At 52.0% G+C, this 20533-nt stretch carries 17 protein-coding genes and 1 other annotated feature; of the genes, 2 read left to right on the top strand and 15 right to left on the bottom strand.

Annotated features, from left to right (window positions below):
• Positions 1 to 52: 52 nt before the first annotated feature.
• Both glpK and H8S44_RS12790 read right to left on the bottom strand, forming a co-directional pair.
• Complete coding sequence (glpK, locus tag H8S44_RS12795; protein WP_186873809.1) at positions 53 to 1549, bottom strand: glycerol kinase GlpK; 1497 nt, start codon at positions 1547 to 1549, stop codon at positions 53 to 55.
• Between the two features lie 18 nt (positions 1550 to 1567).
• Positions 1568 to 2515, bottom strand: a complete 948-nt coding sequence (locus H8S44_RS12790) for a GTP-binding protein (protein ID WP_186873808.1) — start codon at positions 2513 to 2515, stop codon at positions 1568 to 1570.
• A 196-nt stretch (positions 2516 to 2711) separates the two neighbouring features.
• Here H8S44_RS12790 and H8S44_RS12785 point away from each other — a divergent pair, with 196 nt between their 5' ends.
• Positions 2712 to 3740: an aldo/keto reductase gene (locus H8S44_RS12785; protein ID WP_186873807.1), complete on the top strand. Its 1029-nt coding sequence runs from the start codon at positions 2712 to 2714 to the stop codon at positions 3738 to 3740.
• Between the two features lie 231 nt (positions 3741 to 3971).
• Here the strand turns inward: H8S44_RS12785 and rpoC are convergent, their stop codons facing one another.
• The 9 genes from rpoC to rpmG all read right to left on the bottom strand — a co-directional run bounded on the left by rpoC (position 3972) and on the right by rpmG (position 15415).
• The gene (gene rpoC / locus H8S44_RS12780) at positions 3972 to 7664 is read right to left on the bottom strand and encodes a DNA-directed RNA polymerase subunit beta' (RefSeq protein WP_186873806.1); all 3693 of its coding nucleotides are present in this window, start codon (positions 7662 to 7664) and stop codon (positions 3972 to 3974) included.
• Between the two features lie 17 nt (positions 7665 to 7681).
• Positions 7682 to 11605 carry a DNA-directed RNA polymerase subunit beta gene (gene rpoB / locus H8S44_RS12775; protein WP_186873805.1) on the bottom strand — a complete coding sequence of 1308 codons (3924 nt, stop codon included), beginning with the start codon at positions 11603 to 11605 and terminating at the stop codon, positions 7682 to 7684.
• 291 nt (positions 11606 to 11896) lie between these two features.
• A complete protein-coding gene (gene rplL, locus H8S44_RS12770) occupies positions 11897 to 12271 on the bottom strand; it encodes a 50S ribosomal protein L7/L12 (RefSeq protein WP_186873804.1) in 375 nt (124 codons plus the stop codon).
• 86 nt (positions 12272 to 12357) lie between these two features.
• The gene (rplJ, locus tag H8S44_RS12765; RefSeq protein ID WP_186873803.1) at positions 12358 to 12849 is read right to left on the bottom strand and encodes a 50S ribosomal protein L10; all 492 of its coding nucleotides are present in this window, start codon (positions 12847 to 12849) and stop codon (positions 12358 to 12360) included.
• 162 nt (positions 12850 to 13011) lie between these two features.
• Positions 13012 to 13153, bottom strand: a sequence feature (ribosomal protein L10 leader region).
• A 44-nt stretch (positions 13154 to 13197) separates the two neighbouring features.
• Complete coding sequence (rplA, locus tag H8S44_RS12760; RefSeq protein WP_178039323.1) at positions 13198 to 13890, bottom strand: 50S ribosomal protein L1; 693 nt, start codon at positions 13888 to 13890, stop codon at positions 13198 to 13200.
• A gap of 78 nt (positions 13891 to 13968) precedes the next feature.
• On the bottom strand, positions 13969 to 14394 hold the full coding sequence (gene rplK / locus H8S44_RS12755) for a 50S ribosomal protein L11 (protein WP_186873802.1): 426 nt from the start codon (positions 14392 to 14394) through the stop codon (positions 13969 to 13971).
• Positions 14395 to 14490: 96 nt separating this feature from the next.
• The gene (nusG, locus tag H8S44_RS12750) at positions 14491 to 15006 is read right to left on the bottom strand and encodes a transcription termination/antitermination protein NusG (RefSeq protein WP_186873801.1); all 516 of its coding nucleotides are present in this window, start codon (positions 15004 to 15006) and stop codon (positions 14491 to 14493) included.
• Positions 15007 to 15016: 10 nt separating this feature from the next.
• Positions 15017 to 15241 (bottom strand): preprotein translocase subunit SecE, encoded by a 225-nt coding sequence (gene secE / locus H8S44_RS12745; protein WP_186873800.1) that lies wholly within the window; start codon positions 15239 to 15241, stop codon positions 15017 to 15019.
• Between the two features lie 24 nt (positions 15242 to 15265).
• A complete protein-coding gene (rpmG, locus tag H8S44_RS12740) occupies positions 15266 to 15415 on the bottom strand; it encodes a 50S ribosomal protein L33 (protein ID WP_158361839.1) in 150 nt (49 codons plus the stop codon).
• Positions 15416 to 15677: 262 nt separating this feature from the next.
• Between rpmG and H8S44_RS12735 the strand changes: the two genes are divergently transcribed.
• Entirely contained in the window at positions 15678 to 16079 is a 402-nt protein-coding gene (locus tag H8S44_RS12735; protein WP_186873799.1) for a metal-dependent transcriptional regulator, read from the top strand.
• A gap of 82 nt (positions 16080 to 16161) precedes the next feature.
• Here the strand turns inward: H8S44_RS12735 and H8S44_RS12730 are convergent, their stop codons facing one another.
• The 4 genes from H8S44_RS12730 to H8S44_RS12715 form a co-directional block, all read right to left on the bottom strand.
• Complete coding sequence (locus tag H8S44_RS12730; protein WP_186873798.1) at positions 16162 to 17391, bottom strand: DUF2130 domain-containing protein; 1230 nt, start codon at positions 17389 to 17391, stop codon at positions 16162 to 16164.
• A 144-nt stretch (positions 17392 to 17535) separates the two neighbouring features.
• Positions 17536 to 18057, bottom strand: a complete 522-nt coding sequence (locus tag H8S44_RS12725; RefSeq protein WP_186873797.1) for a cysteine hydrolase family protein — start codon at positions 18055 to 18057, stop codon at positions 17536 to 17538.
• Positions 18054 to 19745, bottom strand: a complete 1692-nt coding sequence (locus H8S44_RS12720) for an ABC transporter ATP-binding protein (RefSeq protein WP_186873796.1) — start codon at positions 19743 to 19745, stop codon at positions 18054 to 18056. The genes H8S44_RS12725 and H8S44_RS12720 overlap by 4 nt, the downstream gene beginning before the upstream one ends.
• Positions 19742 to 20509, bottom strand: coding sequence for an energy-coupling factor transporter transmembrane component T family protein (locus H8S44_RS12715; protein WP_186873795.1), 768 nt, complete (start codon positions 20507 to 20509; stop codon positions 19742 to 19744). Before H8S44_RS12715 ends, H8S44_RS12720 begins: the two co-directional genes overlap by 4 nt.
• Positions 20510 to 20533 lie beyond the last annotated feature (24 nt).

Here is a 20533-nt window from a genome sequence, read left to right as displayed (position 1 = left end):
GTCAATTTTTTATCAAATGTTTTCTATCATTTTTATTGTCTGATTTTTCCATTTATTCTTCCTTCGCCCATCCGTAGGCATACTTCACTGCCTTCTTCCAGCCCTTTAGCTTCTCCTGACGGGCCTTTTCGCCGATGGCCGGCTCAAAAATCCGGTCGCTGGCCCAGTTTTTCCGGACCTCGTCGACGCCGGACCAGTAGCCTGTGGCCAAGCCTGCCAGATAAGCGGCTCCCATGGCCGTAGTTTCCACACAGCAGGGGCGGTTCACCGGCGCGTCAATGATGTCAGCCTGGGTCTGCATCAGGAAGTTATTGGCGCTGGCGCCGCCGTCCACCTTCAGAGCCTCCAGCCGAATACCGGAGTCTGCCTCCATGGCCACCAGTACGTCATGGACCTGATAAGCCAGGGATTCCAGGGTGGCCCGGATAATATGGTACTTGTTCACTCCCCGGGTGATGCCCACGATGGTGCCCCGGGCGTACTGGTCCCAGTAGGGCGCGCCCAATCCCGTAAATGCCGGAACCACATAGCAGCCGTTGGTATCCTTTACCTTCATGGCCATGTACTCGGAATCCTCCGAGGATTCGATTAGATGCATCTCGTCCCGCAGCCACTGGATCGCTGCTCCGGCCACGAAAATCGACCCCTCCAGGGCGTAAGTCACCTTACTATCCAGTCCCCAGGCGATGGTGGTTACCAGACCATGCCTGGAAAATACGGGCTTCTCGCCGGTATTCATCAGCATGAAACAGCCGGTTCCGTATGTATTTTTGGCTTCCCCCGGTCGGAAACAGGTCTGGCCGAACAGCGCTGCCTGCTGATCGCCTGCGGCTCCCGCCAATGGAATCGCTCCGCCCAGAAAGGAAGGATCCGTCTCGCCATAGATGCAGCTGGAGGGCTTTACCTCCGGCAGCATAACCCTCGGAATCTGAAGCTCCTCCAAAATCTCCGGATCCCATTCCAGGGTGTTGATGTTAAAGAGCATGGTCCGGGAGGCATTGGAGTAGTCCGTCACATGAACCGCTCCCTTAGTCAGCTTCCAGATAAGCCAGGTCTCCACGGTTCCGAAGAGAAGCTCGCCCCGCTCCGCCTTTTCCCGGGCTCCCGGAACGTGATCCAGGATCCATTTGATTTTGGTACCGGAAAAATATGCGTCGATAACCAGTCCCGTCTTTTCCCGGAACTTCTCTGTCAGCCCTTTTTCCTTCAGGGAATCACAGTACTCTGAAGTACGGCGGCACTGCCACACAATGGCGTGATAGATGGGGTCTCCGGTGGTCCTGTCCCAGACGATAGCCGTCTCTCTCTGGTTCGTGATGCCGATTCCGGCGATCTGTTCCGCGGAAGCTCCGATCCGGTTCATGGCCTCCACAGCTACTCCCAGCATGCTGGCCCATATCTCATCCGCGTCGTGCTCCACCCAGCCCGGTTTGGGAAAATACTGTTTAAATTCCCGCTGAGCCAGACTACAGATCTCTCCCTTTTTGTTAAACAGAATACAGCGGTTGCTTGTGGTTCCCGCATCCAATGCCATTACATAGTCAGCCATAGTGTTCTCCTTCTCCTTTTATACTCCCGCTTCCGGGAAATAAGCTTTCACAGCCCCTTTACAGAGCCGTTCTCCGATGACAATCAGAATCTCCTGGCCCCGGGAAATGGGGCGGATCACTGTCTCATGCCGGGTGGCGTTCAGTTCGATCCAGCCGTCCCCATCCACCTGCATAAAGCCCTTGATCCGAAAGGGGGAACCGCAGGCCGGATCCCGAAATACTGCCTCCACTCTCCGCTTCAGCTCGTCCACAGGCAGACACAGGTGCATGAAAAACAGGGAATCGAAGATCTGATCCTCTTCCATATCCGCCTTTTCATAGTCCGAGGGCACATAACCGCAGGACAAGAGCTGCTGAAAATCCCCATCTGACAGCTCTGCCCAGTTCTTTTCCAGAATCTCCATATCCTTCAGCCTTCTGCTGCAGCCTACCTGCTCCAGGGCCCGGTTCAGATGGGCCTTGGTCTCCCGGATCTGCTCTTGGGAAGACTCCTGGGTTCTGCTGAGAAGGACTATTCCGGCGTCCGCCACCTCCGTGGCCAACAGATAGTCCGCCTCCACGGAGAGCTTCGGCTCCAGCTTTGCGTCCACGACGGCCAGCACATTGCCGATCTCATACCAGCGATCCAGCGGCTCCTCATGGAGCACGTCAAAGAACTCGTCCACGTCAAAGATGCCCGAGGGCTCCACCAGCACCCGGTCGTAGCCGCTCATGCCCATGGCAATGAGCTTGGTCTTGAACCGCCGTCTGTGGCAGTCCCTATCGCAGCCGCCGGAGACCATCTCCAGTTCGCACCGGTCTCCCTCCAGATCCTGAAGCAGCATCATGTCCACATTCACCGCCCCAAAATCATTTTCCAGAATTCCGATATGATATCCCTGCTTGATCAGCCACGAAGCGTAGGTTCGGATAAATGTGGTTTTGCCCGAACCCAGAAATCCGGTGATCAGATCCACCTTCACCATATTGCCGGCTCCCTTCTTCTTTCCTCTTATTTCTGTCTTTTATTATACACAGATTCCGGCCGGAAGGTACAGCTTTTTCTGAAATCAGGTTTTTCTTGAAGATTTTTCTCCCCCGTACTAGAATAGAACTATCCAAACAGAATCTGAGAAGATTTCTCAATTACTTAACAGGTATTACAAGATAAGGAGACTGTCTATGAAAACCATTACTTTAGGAACTACCGGCATCACGGTTCCCCAGAATGCCTTTGGCGCCCTTCCCATCCAGCGCGTGGATCTGGAGACTGCCACCTCCATTCTCCGCAGGGCCTATGAGGGAGGCATGCGCTTCTTCGACACGGCCCGGGCCTACAGCGACAGCGAGGAAAAGCTTGGCCATGCCTTTGAGGGAATGCGGGATCAGATCTATCTGGCCAGCAAGACCATGGGACGCACCCCGGAGGTCTTCCGGGAACAGCTGGAGACCTCTTTAACGCTTCTGAAAACCGATCATCTGGATATCTACCAGTTCCATTGTGTGGATCAGTGCTACCGCCCCGGCGACGGCACCGGCATGTATGAGTGTATGCTGGAGGCCAAAGCTGCCGGAAAGATCCGCCACATCGGCGTCACCGCCCACAAGCTGGGCGTGGCCAGAGAATGTATCGAGTCCGGCCTGTACGAGACGCTCCAGTATCCCTTAAGCTACCTTTCTTCCGAAAAAGAGCTGGAGCTGGTGAAGCTCTGTGAGGAGCATCACATGGGCTTTATCGCCATGAAAGGCCTGGCCGGAGGCCTCATCAATAACTCCCGGGCCGCATTTGCCTTTATGTCCCAGTTTGACAATGTGCTTCCCATCTGGGGAATTCAGAAGATGACAGAGCTGGAGGAATGGCTCTCCTACATGGATGAACCGCCCGCTCTGGACGCGGAGATTTCCGCCTTTATCGAAAAAGAGAAGCAGGAACTGAACGGGGAATTCTGCCGGGGATGCGGTTACTGCATGCCCTGTCCTGCCGGCATCCTCATCAACAACTGCGCCCGCATGTCCCTGATGGTGCGCCGGGCGCCTTCCGCCTCCTGGCTCAATGAAACCTGGCAGGCGAATATGAAAAAAATCGAAGACTGTCTCCACTGCGGACAGTGTATGGAGAAATGTCCCTACGAGCTGAACACGCCGGAACTCCTTCAGAAGAATTACGAGGATTATCAGAAGATTCTGGCCGGAGAAGTAAGTGTCAACTAAATTTCTCCTATTCCACAAGAAAGAATGTGCCATTGGCACATTCTCGCGCCGAGGCGCGGTTGCTTCAGCAACCATCTACCACTGCGCCGAGTGCGCATCTTTGCAAGCTCTGCTTGCTTTTATGGAATAGGGAATTCTATCGGAATTTCCTATTCCATAAAAAACTGCCGTTCCACATCTCTGTGAAACGGCAGTTCTATTTTATAAATGCTATGCGGATTCTGTTACGGATTACTCCTCAACCGGCTCCTCTGCCTCGGCATCCTCTGTCTCCAGGGCTGTCTCCTCAGCACTCTCATCGGTCTCCTCGTTCACATCCAGTTCTTCATCCAGATCCAGCTCCTCATCGAAGTCCAGTTCGTTCTCCTCTTCCATATCGGTATCCAGTCTTACGTTCTGATAACGCTTCATACCGGTTCCGGCAGGAATCAGCTTACCGATCAGTACGTTCTCCTTCAGACCGATCAGCGGGTCAACTTTACCCTTGATAGCAGCTTCGGTCAGAACCTTGGTGGTCTCCTGGAAGGATGCTGCGGACAGGAAGGAATTTGTAGCCAGAGATGCTTTGGTGATACCAAGCATAATCTGCTTGCCTTCTGCGGGCTGCTTGCCCTCTGCGAGCAGACGCTCATTGGCATCCTCGTACTCCAGAATATCTACTAAGGTACCCGGCAGGAAATCAGAATCTCCGTTGTCCTCGATGCGAATCTTCTTCAGCATCTGGTGTACCAGCATCTCGATATGCTTATCGGCGATTTCTACACCCTGCAGACGATATACACGCTGAACTTCACGGATCATGTAATCCTGTACGGCACGTACACCCTTGATCTTCAGAATGTCATGGGGGTTTACACTACCTTCTGTCAGCTCATCGCCGGCCTCCAGTACCTGGCCGTCCTGAACCTTGATACGGGAACCGTAAGGAATCAGGTATATCTTGGACTCTCCATCCTCGCCTGTCACCTGAATCTCGCGCTTCTTCTTGGTATCCAGAATGGTAACGGTTCCGGCAATCTCTGTAATAATCGCAAGTCCCTTCGGCTTTCTGGCCTCGAAAAGCTCCTCGACACGGGGAAGACCCTGTGTGATATCTCCACCTGCGACACCGCCGCTGTGGAAGGTTCTCATGGTCAGCTGTGTACCCGGCTCACCGATAGACTGCGCTGCAATGATACCGACTGCCTCACCCACCTGTACAGCCTCACCGGTTGCCATGTTCGCGCCGTAGCACTTCGCACATACACCGATGTGGGATTTACAGGTCAGAATCGTACGGATCTTCAGGCTGTCAATGGGATTGCCGTCCTTATCTACGCCTTTTTTTATAATAGCGGCTGCACGTCTCGGGGTAATCATATGATTTGCCTTAACCAGTACGTTGCCGTCCTTATCGTATACAGTCTCGCACGCGAAACGTCCGGTGATACGATCCTGCAGGCTCTCGATCTCTTCCTTGCCATCCATGAAGGCCTTTACTACCATGCCCGGGATCTCACCCTTGCCTTCGCAGCAGTCAACCTCACGGACAATCAGATCCTGAGATACGTCTACCATTCGACGGGTCAGATAACCGGAGTCTGCGGTACGCAGAGCGGTATCGGACATACCCTTTCGTGCTCCATGGGCTGACATGAAGTACTCCAGAACGTCCAGACCCTCACGGAAGTTAGACTTGATAGGAAGCTCGATGGTGTGACCGGTGGTATCGGCCATCAGTCCTCGCATACCTGCAAGCTGCTTGATCTGCTTATCGGAACCACGGGCTCCGGAATCGGCCATCATGTAGATGTTGTTGTAACGATCCAGGCCGTCCAGCAATGCCTTAGTCAGGATCGCGTCCGTATCCTTCCAGGTCTCAACAACCTCTTTATAACGCTCTTCTTCCGTAATCAGACCACGCTTATAGTTCCGTGTAATCTTATCTACGGTATCCTGTGCCTTCTGAATCAGCTCCGGCTTCTCAGGCGGCACGGTCATGTCGGAAATGGATACGGTCATGGCCGCACGGGTGGAATACTTGTATCCCATGGCCTTGATGTCATCCAGCACCTCTGCGGTTCTGGTGGCTCCGTGGGTATTGATGACCTTCTCCAGAATCTGCTTCAGGCCCTTCTTACCTACGTGGAAGTCTACTTCCAGTACCAACTCATTACCCGGGATGGTACGGTCTACGAAGCCCAGATCCTGCGGCAGAATCTCATTGAAGAGGAAACGTCCCAGGGTAGACTCTACGATACCTGTCATCTCGGTTCCGTCAGCCAGGTTTCGGGTTACACGAACCTTAATTCTGGACTGCAGACGGATCACTTTATTCTCATAAGCCAGGATGGCTTCGTTCAGGTTCTTAAAGAACTTGCCTTCGCCTTCGATACCCGGACGCTCCTGTGTCAGGTAGTAGATACCCAGAACCATATCCTGAGACGGTACGGCTACGGGGCCGCCATCAGACGGCTTCAGCAGGTTGTTCGGGGAGAGCAGCAGGAAACGGCACTCCGCCTGCGCCTCTACGGACAGGGGAAGATGTACTGCCATCTGGTCTCCGTCGAAGTCTGCGTTGAATGCGGTACAAACCAGCGGATGCAGCTTGATAGCCTTACCTTCTACCAGAATCGGCTCGAAGGCCTGAATACCAAGACGATGCAGTGTAGGAGCACGGTTCAGCATAACCGGATGCTCTTTGATCACGTCTTCCAGTACATCCCATACTTCAGGCTGTACCTGGCGCTCTACCATTTTCTTCGCGCTCTTAATATTATGTGCGGTACCGTTCTGTACCAGCTCCTTCATAACGAAGGGCTTGAACAGCTCGATAGCCATCTCCTTCGGAAGACCGCACTGGTAAATCTTCAGCTCCGGACCTACGACGATAACGGAACGTCCGGAATAGTCAACACGCTTACCCAGCAGGTTCTGACGGAAACGTCCGGACTTACCTTTCAGCATGTCAGACAGAGACTTCAGGGCTCTGTTACCCGGACCGGTTACGGGACGGCCACGGCGTCCGTTATCGATCAGCGCGTCTACAGCCTCCTGCAGCATACGCTTCTCGTTGCGGACGATGATATCCGGCGCACCCAGCTCAAGAAGACGGGTCAGTCGGTTATTTCTGTTGATAATTCTACGATACAGATCGTTCAGGTCGGAGGTAGCGAAACGTCCTCCATCCAGCTGTACCATGGGACGCAGATCGGGCGGAATAACCGGAACCGCATCCAGAATCATCCATTCCGGTTTGTTTCCGGACTCACGGAAGGCCTCTACGACCTCCAAACGCTTGATGATACGGGCACGCTTCTGGCCGCTGGCATCCTTCAGGCCTGCTTTCAGTTCTACGGACTCCTTCTCCAGATCGATGGCCTGCAGCAGCTCTTTGATGGACTCTGCTCCCATGCCTACCCGGAAACGATTGCCATACTTCTCACGCATATCCTGATACTCTTTTTCAGACAGTACCTGCTTATACTGAAGCTCGGTATCGCCTGCGTCCAGCACAATGTAGGATGCGAAGTACAGAACCTTCTCCAGTGTACGGGGAGACAAATCCAGGATCAGTCCCATCCGGCTGGGGATGCCCTTAAAGTACCAGATATGAGACACCGGAGCGGCCAACTCGATGTGGCCCATACGCTCACGGCGGACATTTGACTTTGTAACCTCTACTCCACAACGGTCGCAGACTACACCTTTATAGCGAATCTTTTTGTACTTTCCGCAGTGGCACTCCCAGTCCTTGCTGGGTCCGAAGATTCTTTCACAGAATAAGCCGTCTTTTTCCGGTTTCAGGGTTCTGTAATTGATGGTTTCAGGCTTCTTCACCTCGCCTCTTGACCACTCCCGGATCTTCTCCGGGGACGCAAGTCCGATACGAATCGCGTCGAAAGTCATCGGCTGATATACAGCCTGATTCGTTGTTTCTGGCATGAATGGCACTCCCTTCCTTATTCTTCTTCAAAATCTCCATCGAAGTCCGAAAAGCTCTCGTCGGAATCATCCGGATCTTCCTGTACATCTACCAGTTCCTCACCGTCGAACTCCTGCTTGCTGAAGCCGTAGTCGCCATAGGAATCCTCGTCATCCTTGAACCGGCGGTCGCCCTCAATGATGGAACGCAGATCCACGTCTCCGTTGTAGTCGCTGGTTTCCATAATCTCTACTTCTGTATTGTCATCGCGCAGTACCCTCACGTCCAGACCCAGGGACTGAAGCTCTTTTAAAAGTACCTTGAATGACTCGGGAATACCCGGTTTCGGGATATTATCACCCTTGATAATAGCCTCGTAAGTCTTTACACGACCGATAACGTCGTCGGACTTCATGGTCAGGATCTCCTGCAGGGTGTAAGATGCGCCGTAGGCCTCCAGAGCCCACACCTCCATCTCTCCGAAACGCTGTCCACCGAACTGTGCCTTACCACCCAACGGCTGCTGGGTAACCAGGGAGTACGGTCCGGTAGAACGGGCATGAATCTTATCATCTACCAGGTGATGCAGCTTCAGGTAGTGCATGTGACCGATGGTTACGGCGCCGTCAAAATACTCGCCTGTACGTCCGTCACGCAGCCGCACCTTACCGTCTCTGGAAATGGGAACACCCTTCCAGAGCTTTCTATGCTCACGGTTCTCGTCCAGATACTGAAGAACCTCGGGAAGCAGCTCCTCGCCGTGGATACCGGTGAAGGTCTCGCCGTTCCAGGGCTTTCCGTCCGCGGTAGTTTCCTCGCCCTTTTCCTTCCACTCCGCAGCCTCTGCGTCGTCGAAAGGCAGGTTCACATAATCATTTGCCAGATCCAGGGTATCCATGATATCGCTCTCGTTCGCGCCGGAGAATACCGGAGTGGATACATTGAATCCCAGAGCTTTCGCTGCCAGACTCAGATGAATCTCCAGCACCTGTCCGATATTCATACGGGAAGGTACGCCCAGGGGGTTCAGAACGATATCCAGGGGACGGCCGTTGGGCAGGAAGGGCATATCCTCTACCGGAAGTACACGGGAAACGACACCCTTATTTCCGTGACGGCCTGCCATCTTGTCACCTACGGAAATCTTACGCTTCTGAGCAATATAAATACGAACCGCCTGATTTACTCCCGGAGACAGCTCATCGCCGTTCTCTCTGGTAAATACCTTGGCGTCTACCACAATACCATACTCGCCGTGGGGCACCTTCAGAGAAGTGTCACGGACCTCGCGGGCCTTCTCACCGAAGATGGCTCTCAGCAGTCTCTCCTCTGCGGTCAGCTCAGTCTCTCCCTTGGGAGTTACCTTACCTACCAGGATATCACCGGCACGAACCTCTGCTCCGATACGGATAATTCCCCGCTCGTCCAGATCTTTCAGAGCGTCGTCGCCCACACCCGGAACGTCTCTTGTGATCTCTTCCGGTCCCAGTTTGGTATCACGGGCCTCTGCCTCATACTCCTCGATATGAATGGAGGTATATACATCATCCTCAACCAAACGCTCGCTAAGAAGAACAGCGTCCTCGTAGTTATAGCCTTCCCAGGTCATGAAGCCGATCAGCGGGTTCTTACCCAGCGCCAGCTCTCCGCCGGATGTGGAAGGTCCGTCTGCGATGACAGTTCCTTTTTCTACCTTGTCGCCTTTGAATACGATGGGTCTCTGGTTGTAGCAGTTGCTCTGGTTGCTTCGTGAGAACTTGGTCAGGCGATAAGTATCTCTGGTGCCGTCCTCACACTTGATTACGATCTCATTGGATACGGAACGCTCTACCACGCCGGCATGTTTTGCGACTACGCACACACCGGAGTCCACTGCGGTCTTTACTTCGATTCCCGTTCCGACTACCGGTGCCTCTGTGGTCAGAAGCGGTACGGCCTGACGCTGCATGTTGGATCCCATCAGCGCACGGTTCGCGTCGTCGTTCTGCAGGAACGGAATCAGCGCGGTAGCCACGGAGAATACCATTCGCGGAGACACGTCCATGTAATCGAACATGGAACGCTCGTACTCCTGGGTCTCCTCACGGTAACGACCGGATACATTCTTATGAACGAAGTGTCCTTCTTCATCCAGAGGCTCATTTGCCTGTGCTACATGGTAGTTATCCTCTTCATCAGCGGTCATGTAGACTACTTCGTCTGTGACACGCGGATTCTTCGGATCCTCTTTATCAATCTTCCGGTACGGTGTCTCGATGAAACCATACTCGTTAATTCTCGCATAGGATGCCAGAGAGTTAATCAGACCGATGTTCGGTCCCTCAGGGGTCTCAATGGGGCACATTCTTCCGTAATGGGAGTAATGTACGTCTCGTACCTCGAATCCCGCACGATCTCTGGACAGACCGCCCGGTCCCAGTGCGGACAGACGACGCTTGTGCGTCAGCTCGCCCAGCGGGTTGTTCTGATCCATGAACTGAGACAGCTGGGAAGATCCGAAGAACTCCTTCACGGCTGCAGTTACCGGCTTGATATTAATCAGGGACTGCGGTGTAATGTTATCCTGATCCTGGGTAGTCATACGCTCCCGAACGGTACGCTCCATTCTTGAAAGACCGATACGGTACTGGTTCTGAAGCAGCTCGCCTACCGCACGGATACGACGGTTGCCCAGATGGTCGATATCGTCCTCATTACCGATACCGTACTCCAGGTGCAGGTTATAGTTAATGGAAGCAATGATGTCTTCCTTGGTAATATGCTTCGGAATCAGCTCGTGGATATCACGCTTCACAGCCTCTTTGATATCTTCGATGCTTTCATTTTCTTCCAGTATCTTTTCCAGAGCCGGATAATATACTAATTCTGTAACACCAAGCTCCTCCGGATCCACATCCACGTAGTGACGCAGATCTACCATCATACTGGAGATTACACGAACATCGCGCTCCTCAGTCCGGATCATTACGAAGGGAACTGCCGCATTCTGGATCTCATCAGCCAGCTCGCGGGTTACCTCGGTGCCTGCCTCTGCAATGATCTCGCCGGTCTGGGTATCTACCACATCCTCAGCCAGCACATGGCCGGTGATACGGTTACGGAGCATCAGCTTCTTATTGAACTTATAACGGCCTACCTTTGCCAGATCATATCTTCTGGGATCGAAGAACATGCTCATGATCAGGCTCTCAGCGCTCTCCACTGCCAGCGGCTCGCCCGGACGGATCTTCTTATACAGCTCCAGAAGGCCTTCCTGATAGCTCTCCGCGGTATCCTTTGCCAAGGTCGCCAGGATCTTCGGCTCCTCGCCGAACAGATCGATAATCTCCGGGTTCGTTCCGTAACCCAGGGCACGAATCAGAACGGTAACGGGCACCTTTCTGGTACGGTCTACACGTACATAAAATACATCGTTGGAATCTGTCTCATACTCCAGCCATGCGCCACGGTTCGGGATAACTGTACAGGAGTAAAGGCCTTTTCCTAATTTATCATGATCAATCGCATAGTAAATTCCAGGGGAACGTACGAGCTGGCTGACGATAACACGTTCTGCGCCGTTGATCACGAATGTACCTGTCTCCGTCATCAGCGGCAGGTCACCCATGAAAATCTCGTGTTCATTAATTTCATCTGTCTCTTTATTATAAAGACGTACTTTTACCTTCAGGGGAGCTGCGTAGGTCGCATCTCTTTCCTTGCATTCTTCGATGGTGTATTTGAGATCATCCTCACCGGTGCAGAGCGTGAAGTCTACAAAATCCAGACTCAGATGTCCGCTGTAATCGGCGATGGGAGAGATGTCATCGAACACTTCTCGAAGACCTTCCCGAAGGAACCAATCATAGGAATCCTTCTGGACCTCAATGAGGTTCGGCATTTCCAGGACTTCTTTCTGTCTGGAATAGCTCATTCTGAAGTTCTTACCGGTTGAGACCGGACGTATTCTGTTCTTTTCCATTGACGTTCACCCCTTATTTAATATGGAAGTTAGCTACTATTTCGTGATTTTGCACAAAATGCAAAATGAATTCAGAGCCTAGCTCACCACAATAGTGCATCCTACATGATATCATAAGAGCCTTTAAAAGTCAAGTATTCTTTTTTCGATTTTTTTAAATTCTGGGAAATTAAAAATGAAATTTCAGGAAATTGCTGAATTGTGGTTTTCAAATGATTTTTTATTTACAAATGATTTTTTAAAAGAAGCCGGGCAGAATCAATCTGCCCGGCTCCATAAGTTCATTTAAACTTATTTCAGGGTTACAGTAGCTCCCTGCTCCTCAAGCTTAGCCTTCAGCTCGTCAGCCTCTGCCTTGGAAACGCCCTCTTTCAGTACCTTCGGTGCGCCGTCTACCAGGTCCTTAGCTTCCTTCAGACCCAGACCAGTTACCTCACGAACAACCTTGATAACCTTAACCTTGGAATCTCCAGCGCTTGTCAGCTCTACGTCGAAGGAATCCTTCTCCTCAGCTGCTGCCTCGCCAGCACCTGCTGCTGCTACAACAACACCTGCTGCTGCAGATACACCAAACTCTTCCTCACAAGCCTTTACCAGCTCGTTCAGCTCTAATACGGATAACTCTTTGATAGCGTCGATAAACTCAGCGGTAGTTAACTTTGCCATTTTATTTTCCTCCTGATTTTTGATTTTAAAATTCGTTTTTTTGATATTATGCGCTTATGCGCAATGTTTGTCCCGTAAGGCGAACCTTATGCCTCTGCCTTGGCCTCTGCGATCTGATTGAGAACGCGTGCCATGTTTGTAATCGGGGACTGGATGCTGCCAAGCAGCTTGCCAAGAAGCTCTTCTCTGGACGGAACCTTTGCGATCTCAGCCATGCCAGTTGCGTCGTAGTAAGTTCCCTCTACGATACCGCCCTTGATCTCAAGAGCCGGTGCCTCTTTGCCGAACTTTGCAAGGATACGTGCCGGAGCAGTTGCATCTGTCTTGGAGATAGCAATTGCGTTCGGGCCCTCCAGCTGCGGAGCCAGGCTCTCACAATCTGTTCCCTTGAATGCGAAGTTCATCATCGTATTCTTGTAAACCTTGTAGACGATTCCGTTATCTCTGAGCTCTTTACGAAGTCTTGTGTCCTGCTCTACGGTCAGACCGCAGTACTGAACAAGAACAACGGACTGAGCACCTTCGATATTTGCGGAAATCTCTTCTACAACCGGTTTCTTCAGCTCGATTTTTGCCATGAGTGGTGTACCTCCTTATTAGTCTATGTGTTCACCAACCCGATATACGAAAGAATCCTGCTTGCAGAATTCTCCGCCTGCGGCGGGTCACCTAAGCGACATCATTCCGCTCCGCCGCAGTGCGATCGAATTTTTATGTGGCAGGGGATTCCGCCGGAATTCCCTGTTACATAAAAACCTCTCTGTCCATGAAGACAGAGAGGTTTCGAAAAATCATTCAAAGTGAATGCATATCGTCCTCGGCAGGCGTATTCAACTTATGCCTTGCGGCACCTGCTGTCTTCGGGTCGTGTTACATGCTATGAAAGCATAGCACATCTTTTTATGAATGTCAACCAATATTTTTGATTAACCAAGCTTTGCTGTGTTCAGTCTTACGCCCGGTCCCATGGTCGGAGCGATGGTTACGCTCTTCAGGTACTGGCCCTTTACAGCTGCCGGCTTAACCTTATTGATTGCATCGATCAGCGTCTGGAAGTTGTCCGCTAACTGCTCCTCTGTGAAGGAAGCCTTTCCAATCGGCACGTGGATAATGTTAGTCTTGTCCAGTCGATACTCAATCTTACCAGCTTTGATCTCCTGGATAGCCTTGGTAACGTCCATAGTTACAGTTCCGGCCTTCGGGTTCGGCATCAGACCCTTGGGTCCAAGTACACGTCCCAGACGTCCTACAACGCCCATCATGTCCGGGGTAGCTACTACTACGTCGAAATCAAGCCATCCTTCGTTCTGGATCTTCGGAATCAGTTCCTCTGCTCCAACGAAATCTGCGCCTGCTGCCTGTGCCTCGTCAGCCTTTGCGTTCTTAGCGAATACCAGCACACGTGCAGTCTTACCGGTTCCGTGCGGAAGTACAACAGCGCCACGGATCTGCTGATCTGCATGACGTCCGTCACAACCTGTACGGATGTGAGCCTCGATGGTCTCATCAAATTTTGCGGTAGCAAGCTTCTTTACGATAGCTACTGCCTCATCTCTATCATACTGAGTCTGTTTGTCGTAGAGCTTAGAAGCCTCAACATACTTCTTTCCATGTTTCATATTAAATAACCTCCTGGTGGTAATTGCGGGATTCAGGGTTTTCCCTCCCACGTCTGACTTTTGTTATAACAGTTTCGATTAGTCCTCAACAACGATACCCATGCTGCGAGCAGTTCCGGCGATCATGCTCATCGCGGAATCAATGTTCGCTGCATTCAGGTCCGGCATCTTGAGCTCTGCGATCTTCTGAAGCTCAGCCTTGCTGATGGTAGCAACCTTAGTCTTGTTCGGAACTCCGGAACCGGACTGAATCTTGCAAGCCTTCTTCAGCAGTACTGCTGCAGGCGGAGTCTTTGTGATGAAGCTGAAAGATCTGTCTGCGTAAACTGTAATAACAACCGGAATAATCATTCCGTCCTGATCTGCGGTTCTTGCATTGAACTGCTTGGTGAACTCTACGATGTTCACACCGTGCTGTCCAAGAGCCGGACCAACGGGCGGAGCCGGTGTTGCCTTTCCAGCAGGAATCTGCAATTTAATATAACCTGTTACTTTCTTTGCCATTTTAGGCACCTCCTTGTGGTAATTGCGGGCATTTGGGTTTCTCCCTCCCACATGCTTTGTGTGTGTCGGTCAGAAGTCTCTCTTCCGTCCGAGCTGTTACATCTTCTTAATCTCTGAGAAACTGATTTCTACCGGCGTCTCTCTGCCGAACAGTTCCACGTTAATGATTACGCACTGCTTTGCCTGATTCATGGACTGAATCACACCCACAGTGTCGGCCCATACGCCGCCTGTAACCGTAACTGTGTCTCCTTCTTTGAAATCAACTACGACGTTTTCAGACTGAATTCCGAGCGGTCGCATCTCTGCCTCTGTCAGAGGAACCGGTTTCGATCCCGGTCCGACAAAGCCGGTCACACCACGGGTATTGCGCACAACGTACCAGGTGTCGTCATTCATCACCATGTTAATCAGAACATAGCCCGGAAACATCTTCTTCTGAACCTGCTTTCTGGCTCCGTTCTTCATCTCAACCACGTCCTGCAGCGGAACTCTCACTTCGAGAATCTGCTCCTCCAGGTGTCTGTTTTCAATTGTTTTCTCAATGTTGGCCTTAACCTTGTTCTCGTATCCGGAATAGGTATGAACTACATACCAGTTTGCCTCTGCCATTTTCTCACTCCTATAAACTAATCAGCATATCGATTCCGTAAGACAGAATGATGTCCAGAAGCTTGATTACAACTCCCAGGGCAAGGGACGTCAGCACTACGGCTACCGTCTGTCTTACAATGGTCTTTCTGTCCGGCCATACAATCTTCCTGTACTCCGCCTTCAGACCCTTGAACCAGCTCTTTTTCTGAGGTTTATCGGTGTTCTTAGTGGCCTTCTCTGCTGCTTCGCTCATCGTTCCACTATCCTTTCCTGCATCTTATTTTGTTTCTTTGTGCAGTGTGTGCTTTCTGCAGAATCTGCAGTACTTGTTCGTCTCCATCCGGTCCGGATGATTCTTTTTCTCTTTTGTCATGTTGTAGTTACGCTGTTTGCACTCCGTACATGCCAATGTGATCTTTACGCGCACGACTTCCACCTCCGCTTATTTTTTACTTGCTGGACAGCTTCGATACGCATGCCGGCATATCTTGTCTGTCGTTTTTTAGGCATAAAAAAAAAGCCTACTTCCATTCGCCCTGATATCATAGCACGCCGGAGCCGTGTGTGTCAAGCTTTTTCTTGATAAATCCTATCTTTTGCCGCCATATTAAACGCTTGCCTTTCTTCCGCTAAAATGTTAAACTTTTATATAATAAGCTTGAATCGTGCGAAAAGGAGAATATCTATATATGAATTATCAGAGACATAAGTCCGAGGAGTCTGTGGAAGATTATCTGGAGACTATCCTTATCCTAAGCAAACAGAAGCCGCAGGTTCGTTCCATCGATGTGGCCACAGAGCTTGGTTATTCCAAGCCCAGCGTCAGCGTAGCCATGAAAAATCTGCGCCAGAAAAATTACGTGGTTGTATCCGACGAGGGCTATCTTTCCCTGACCAAGGAAGGCCTGAAGCTGGCTGCCACCATCTACGAGCGCCATTCTGTCATTTCCAACTGGCTTATCAGTCTGGGCGTTTCCCAGGAGGTGGCTGTGGAAGACGCCTGCCGGATGGAGCACGATATCAGCGAGGAAAGCTTTTCCGCCATCAAGAAGTTTCTGCAGGATTCCGCAGACAGTTCTAAGAATCTGTAATCCGTTTCCATATCATTAAAATGATTAAGCAGCAGCAAAGCCCGGCAGACCATGTAGCGTCCGCCGGGCTTTTCGTTTTGCTTTATGTTTCTCCCTTTTTCAGTTTCTCAAACATGGCCTTCACTGCGGGCGCGTTCTTTGTCAGGCGCTTGATGCTCAGATCCTCGGCTTTATTATTGGCCAGGCGCAGATTATTTTCTGAGGAAAGCAGAGCCTCCTTGGTCTTCTGCAGATGGGTAATGGTCTTGTCAATCTCGTCGATGGCCGTCTTAAATTTGTCACTGGCAATACGGTAGTTTCGGGCAAAACCCTCCTTGAAGGTGTTCATGTTCTCCTCGAACCGCAGAATGTCCACCTGCTGATGGCGGGCCAGCTCCAGTTCCTGCCGGTACTGAAGGGAGTTCAGGGCCGCGTTCCGAAGCAGGGTAATCATGGGAATGAAGAACTGGGGACGGATCACATACATTTTTTCATAACGGTAGGACACGTCCACAATACCGTTGTTGTACAGCTCATTGTCGATCTCCAGAAGGGAAACCAACACTGCGTACTCGCACTTCTTCTCCCGGCGGTCCTTGTCCAGCTCCTTTAAAAAGTCCTCATTTTTATGCTTGGTGGCCGTCTCATCCATCTCGTTTTTCATCTCAAACATGATGGAAATAAATTCTACGCCGTCAGCGGATTCCCGGAAGATAAAGTCGCCTTTGCTGCCTGTGCGGGCGTCATTATCCTTTTCAAAATAAGCATTGGGAAAGGCTGTCATCCGCAGGGCGTTGAACTGATTCAGGCAATGCTGTTCCAGACTCTCGCCGATCATTTTCGTAGACTGCCGGGCCTTGAAATCCTTATAATACTCGATCTGCTCATCCTTCATTTTCAGCTTTTCTTCATACTGCTTCTGAAGGGCCTGCTCCTGGAGTTCCCGCTCCGTGTCCTTACCGGCCAGCTGGCTTTTCAGCGTAGTAATCTCCGTATTTTTTTCCGACAGTTCTCGATCCTTCTTGCTGACTATCTCGGCCACAGCCAGTTTTTTCTCCGTCTCTGTACCGGAGAGCTGTGCGCGAAGCTCCGCAATGGTATGCGCCTTCTCCTGAAGCTCCTGCTCCTTCCGGGACAGATCTCGCTCATACTCCCGGCTCTGCTCCAGCTTCAGAAGACGCAGCTCGCTCTCCCGTTTCTCCGCCAGTTCTCCTTCCCGGCGCTTCAGCTCTTTTTCAAATTCTTTGTCCCGCACCTGCTGCACGATCTGCGCGTAGCCGGATTCGTCCACCGCGAAGATCTCTCCGCAGTTGGGGCATTTGATTTCCTGCATCTGGCCCTTCTCCTTTTTTTCTATATTATATAGATTGTAGCACACTCTTTCCGTTCCTGCCACCGGCAAACGCATTTCCATGTTTTCCCTGAAAAATATAAGGGCGCGGCCTCAAAAGCCACGCCCGGTTTTCCCGCATGTATTTTATAAAACCTCTATCTGACACATTTTCATGGTGGTCAGGGCCGCTTCATGGCTGGCCGGCGTCACGCCCGCGCAGCAGTCTGCTTTCACCCGCACCTGGATCTCCGGCAGATAGGCCTTGATCAGCAGTGCGTTGGATACCACGCAGATATCGGTACAGAGACCCACCAGGGTCACCTGGATCTTCTCTTTCTCCGCCAGGGCCGCCAGCTTCTCCGCCAGAATTCGGGAGCCGAAGGTGGGTTTGTCAATCACTTCCGCACCCTGCAGGGCTGCTGCCACCTTTTCATTGATTTCCCATCCCGGGGTTCCCTTTACGCAGTGAACCACCGGAAGCATTCTGCCCTCCTGGGTCTCCAGATAGTTCTCCGGATGGGTATCCCTGGTGGCGTATATGTTCTCCGGCGCATACTCTCCGATCTCATTTACCACCGCGTCCACGATGCCTGCTGCCTCCGGCGTTCCCAGACTACCGTCGACAAAGTCCTTCTGCATATCTATCACAACCAGTATCTTTCTCATACTTCTTCTCCTTCCTTCAGCTGAAAATAAGCCTTTTCATAGCCCAGCATTTTGCAGAGCTTCATCAATGACGGTTCCTCGATCCGGGCCTTTTCCAGAACCTCTTTCCGGCTGAATACCGCTTCCCTGGTACCGTCAGCCAGCACCTGTCCCCGGGCCATCACAATTACCCGCCGGAAATACTCCGACACGAAATCCATATCATGAAGAATGGCCACTACGGTCCTGCCCTGCTTCTCCAGTCTCTGAATGATGCCTCCGATGATTTGTCTGCCCTTCCAGTCCTGGGCAATGGTGGGTTCGTCCAGAATCAGCACCCTGGTATCCATAGCCAGCACCGAAGCGATGGCCACCAGCTTCCGCTCGGACAGCTCCAGATCATAGGGATTCTCCGCTGCCAGGTTCTCCAGGCCCACTTCCTTCAGCGCTTCCCTGGCATGTCGCTCCGCTTCTTCCTTTTTCATTCCGATATTCAGCGGTCCGAACATAACCTCGTCCAGCACATGGTACTTGAAAATCTGATCGTCAGGGTTCTGGAACACATAGCCCACTTCTCCGGCCAGCATGGCCACAGTCTTTCCTGCCATATCCTCTCCGCCGTACCAGATAGAACCGCCCACGGGCTTCAAAAGACCCTTCAGTAGCTTCACCAGCGTCGTCTTTCCCGCACCGTTCTGACCCACGATGGCCGTGGAGCGGCTGTCCAGGCTGAGTGTCACATCCCGGAGCACCGGCGTTCCCTCTTGATACCGGAAGTTCAGGTGTCCGATCTGAAAGACCTCTCCTCCGCAGGCTTCCTGACCCTTCGTTTTCCCGTCCGGCACACATTTTTTCTGGAAAAGGCTCTCTTCCGGGAACTGTGTCTTCAGTTTCCGGACCTCCTCATGGGACGCCGGATAGCAGCCATCCGCCCGCTTCACTCCAAGGGCCCTGCAAAGGCGCGTGCAGATCGGCGGCTTCACACCGTAGTCTTCCAGATCCGGGCGGGAAAAGATCCGTTCCGGCGTATCGAAAGCGATTTGCCTTCCCTCGTGCAAAAGCAGGATCCGATCGCAGTATTCCGCCAGCTTTTCCAGCTTCTGTTCCACCATAATAATGGTGATTCCGGCCTCTGTCATCCTGTCTACCGCCGCAAAAACTTCTTCGCTTCCGGCCGGATCCAGCTGGGAGGTGGGCTCGTCCAGAACGATCACATCCGGCTTCATGGCCAGGATGCCCGCCAGCGCCACCCGCTGCATCTGTCCTCCCGACAGGTCAAAGGGATTCTGATCCCGGCAGGCTTCGATATCCAAAAGGCCAAGAACCTCATTCACCCGCTCGGTCATTTCCTCCCGGGGTACTCCGAAGTTCTGCAGACCGAAGGCAATCTCCTCGAAAACTGTCTCCTTGGCACCGGACAGCTGGTTAAAAGGATTCTGGAATACCAGTCCCACCTTCCGGCACATCCGGGATACAGGCGTCTTTCCGGCCTCTGTCCCGTCAATCAGGACCCTGCCTCCGTAGGCGCCTTTGAAAAAGCCCGGAACCAGGCCGATAAAAGCCTGACAGAGGGTACTTCTTCCCGAACCATTCTCCCCCGCAATGCCGATGAATTCGCCCTTTTCTATCTCAAAGTTCAGATCATTCAGAGCCAGCCTCTCCGTATTCGGATAACGGTATTTTAAATGCTCCACACTGATATAACTCATAACATCACCCTCACAGCCACCGCCGCAGCCAGCAATACCACCATGCAGACGCAGAGCGCCCGATCTACTGTCTTCATGCTGCTGTCCCGCAGATAGGTTTTTTTCTCTCCCGCCTCAAAACCGCGGATCTCCAAGGCGATGGCCCGCTCCCTGGTATTGGTCAGGGAGCTCATAACCACCGGAGAAATCAGCGGCAGAAATGATTTTGCCCGGGTCAGAAGGCTGCCCTCAGTCTCCATTCCCCTGCTGCGCTGGGCATCCAGAATCGTATTCATGGTGCCGCTCATCTGGGGTACAATCTGAAAGACCGAACTAATCACATAACCAATCTTCGGAGAAAATCCAATCTGCTCCAGATCCTCCACCAGCTCCGCAGGCCGGGTGGTCAACACAAACACCGCGAAGGCCAGCAGCATGTTCAGCACATTGCAGCTGATCCGCAGGGCGTACAGCATCCCTTCCCGGTAAAACCGAAGCGGCCCGGCCGCAAACAAAAGGGTCACGTTCTCGTGATTGAATAATCCGTGGATCAGGAAAATCGTGATCAGAATCGTAAAGGAAAACGCAATCAGCGGAAAAACCTTTTTGATGATTTTTCCGCTGACCAGCATTCCGAGACTGATTCCGATGAAAACTCCGAATACCCACAGCTTTCCCCCTATCAGGGAGGCTGCAATGGCCGTGGCGATGTAGCACAGCTTCGTAAAGGGGTGCATACGGGTCAGCCAGGTATCCAGATCCACATACAGGCTCATGCTTTTCATCTTATCTCTCCATATTTCAGAATC

The organism is Anaerosacchariphilus hominis (assembly GCF_014290175.1).
GTDB lineage: Bacteria > Bacillota > Clostridia > Lachnospirales > Lachnospiraceae > Laedolimicola > Laedolimicola hominis.
This window is presented reverse-complemented; position numbering and strand designations above follow the sequence as displayed.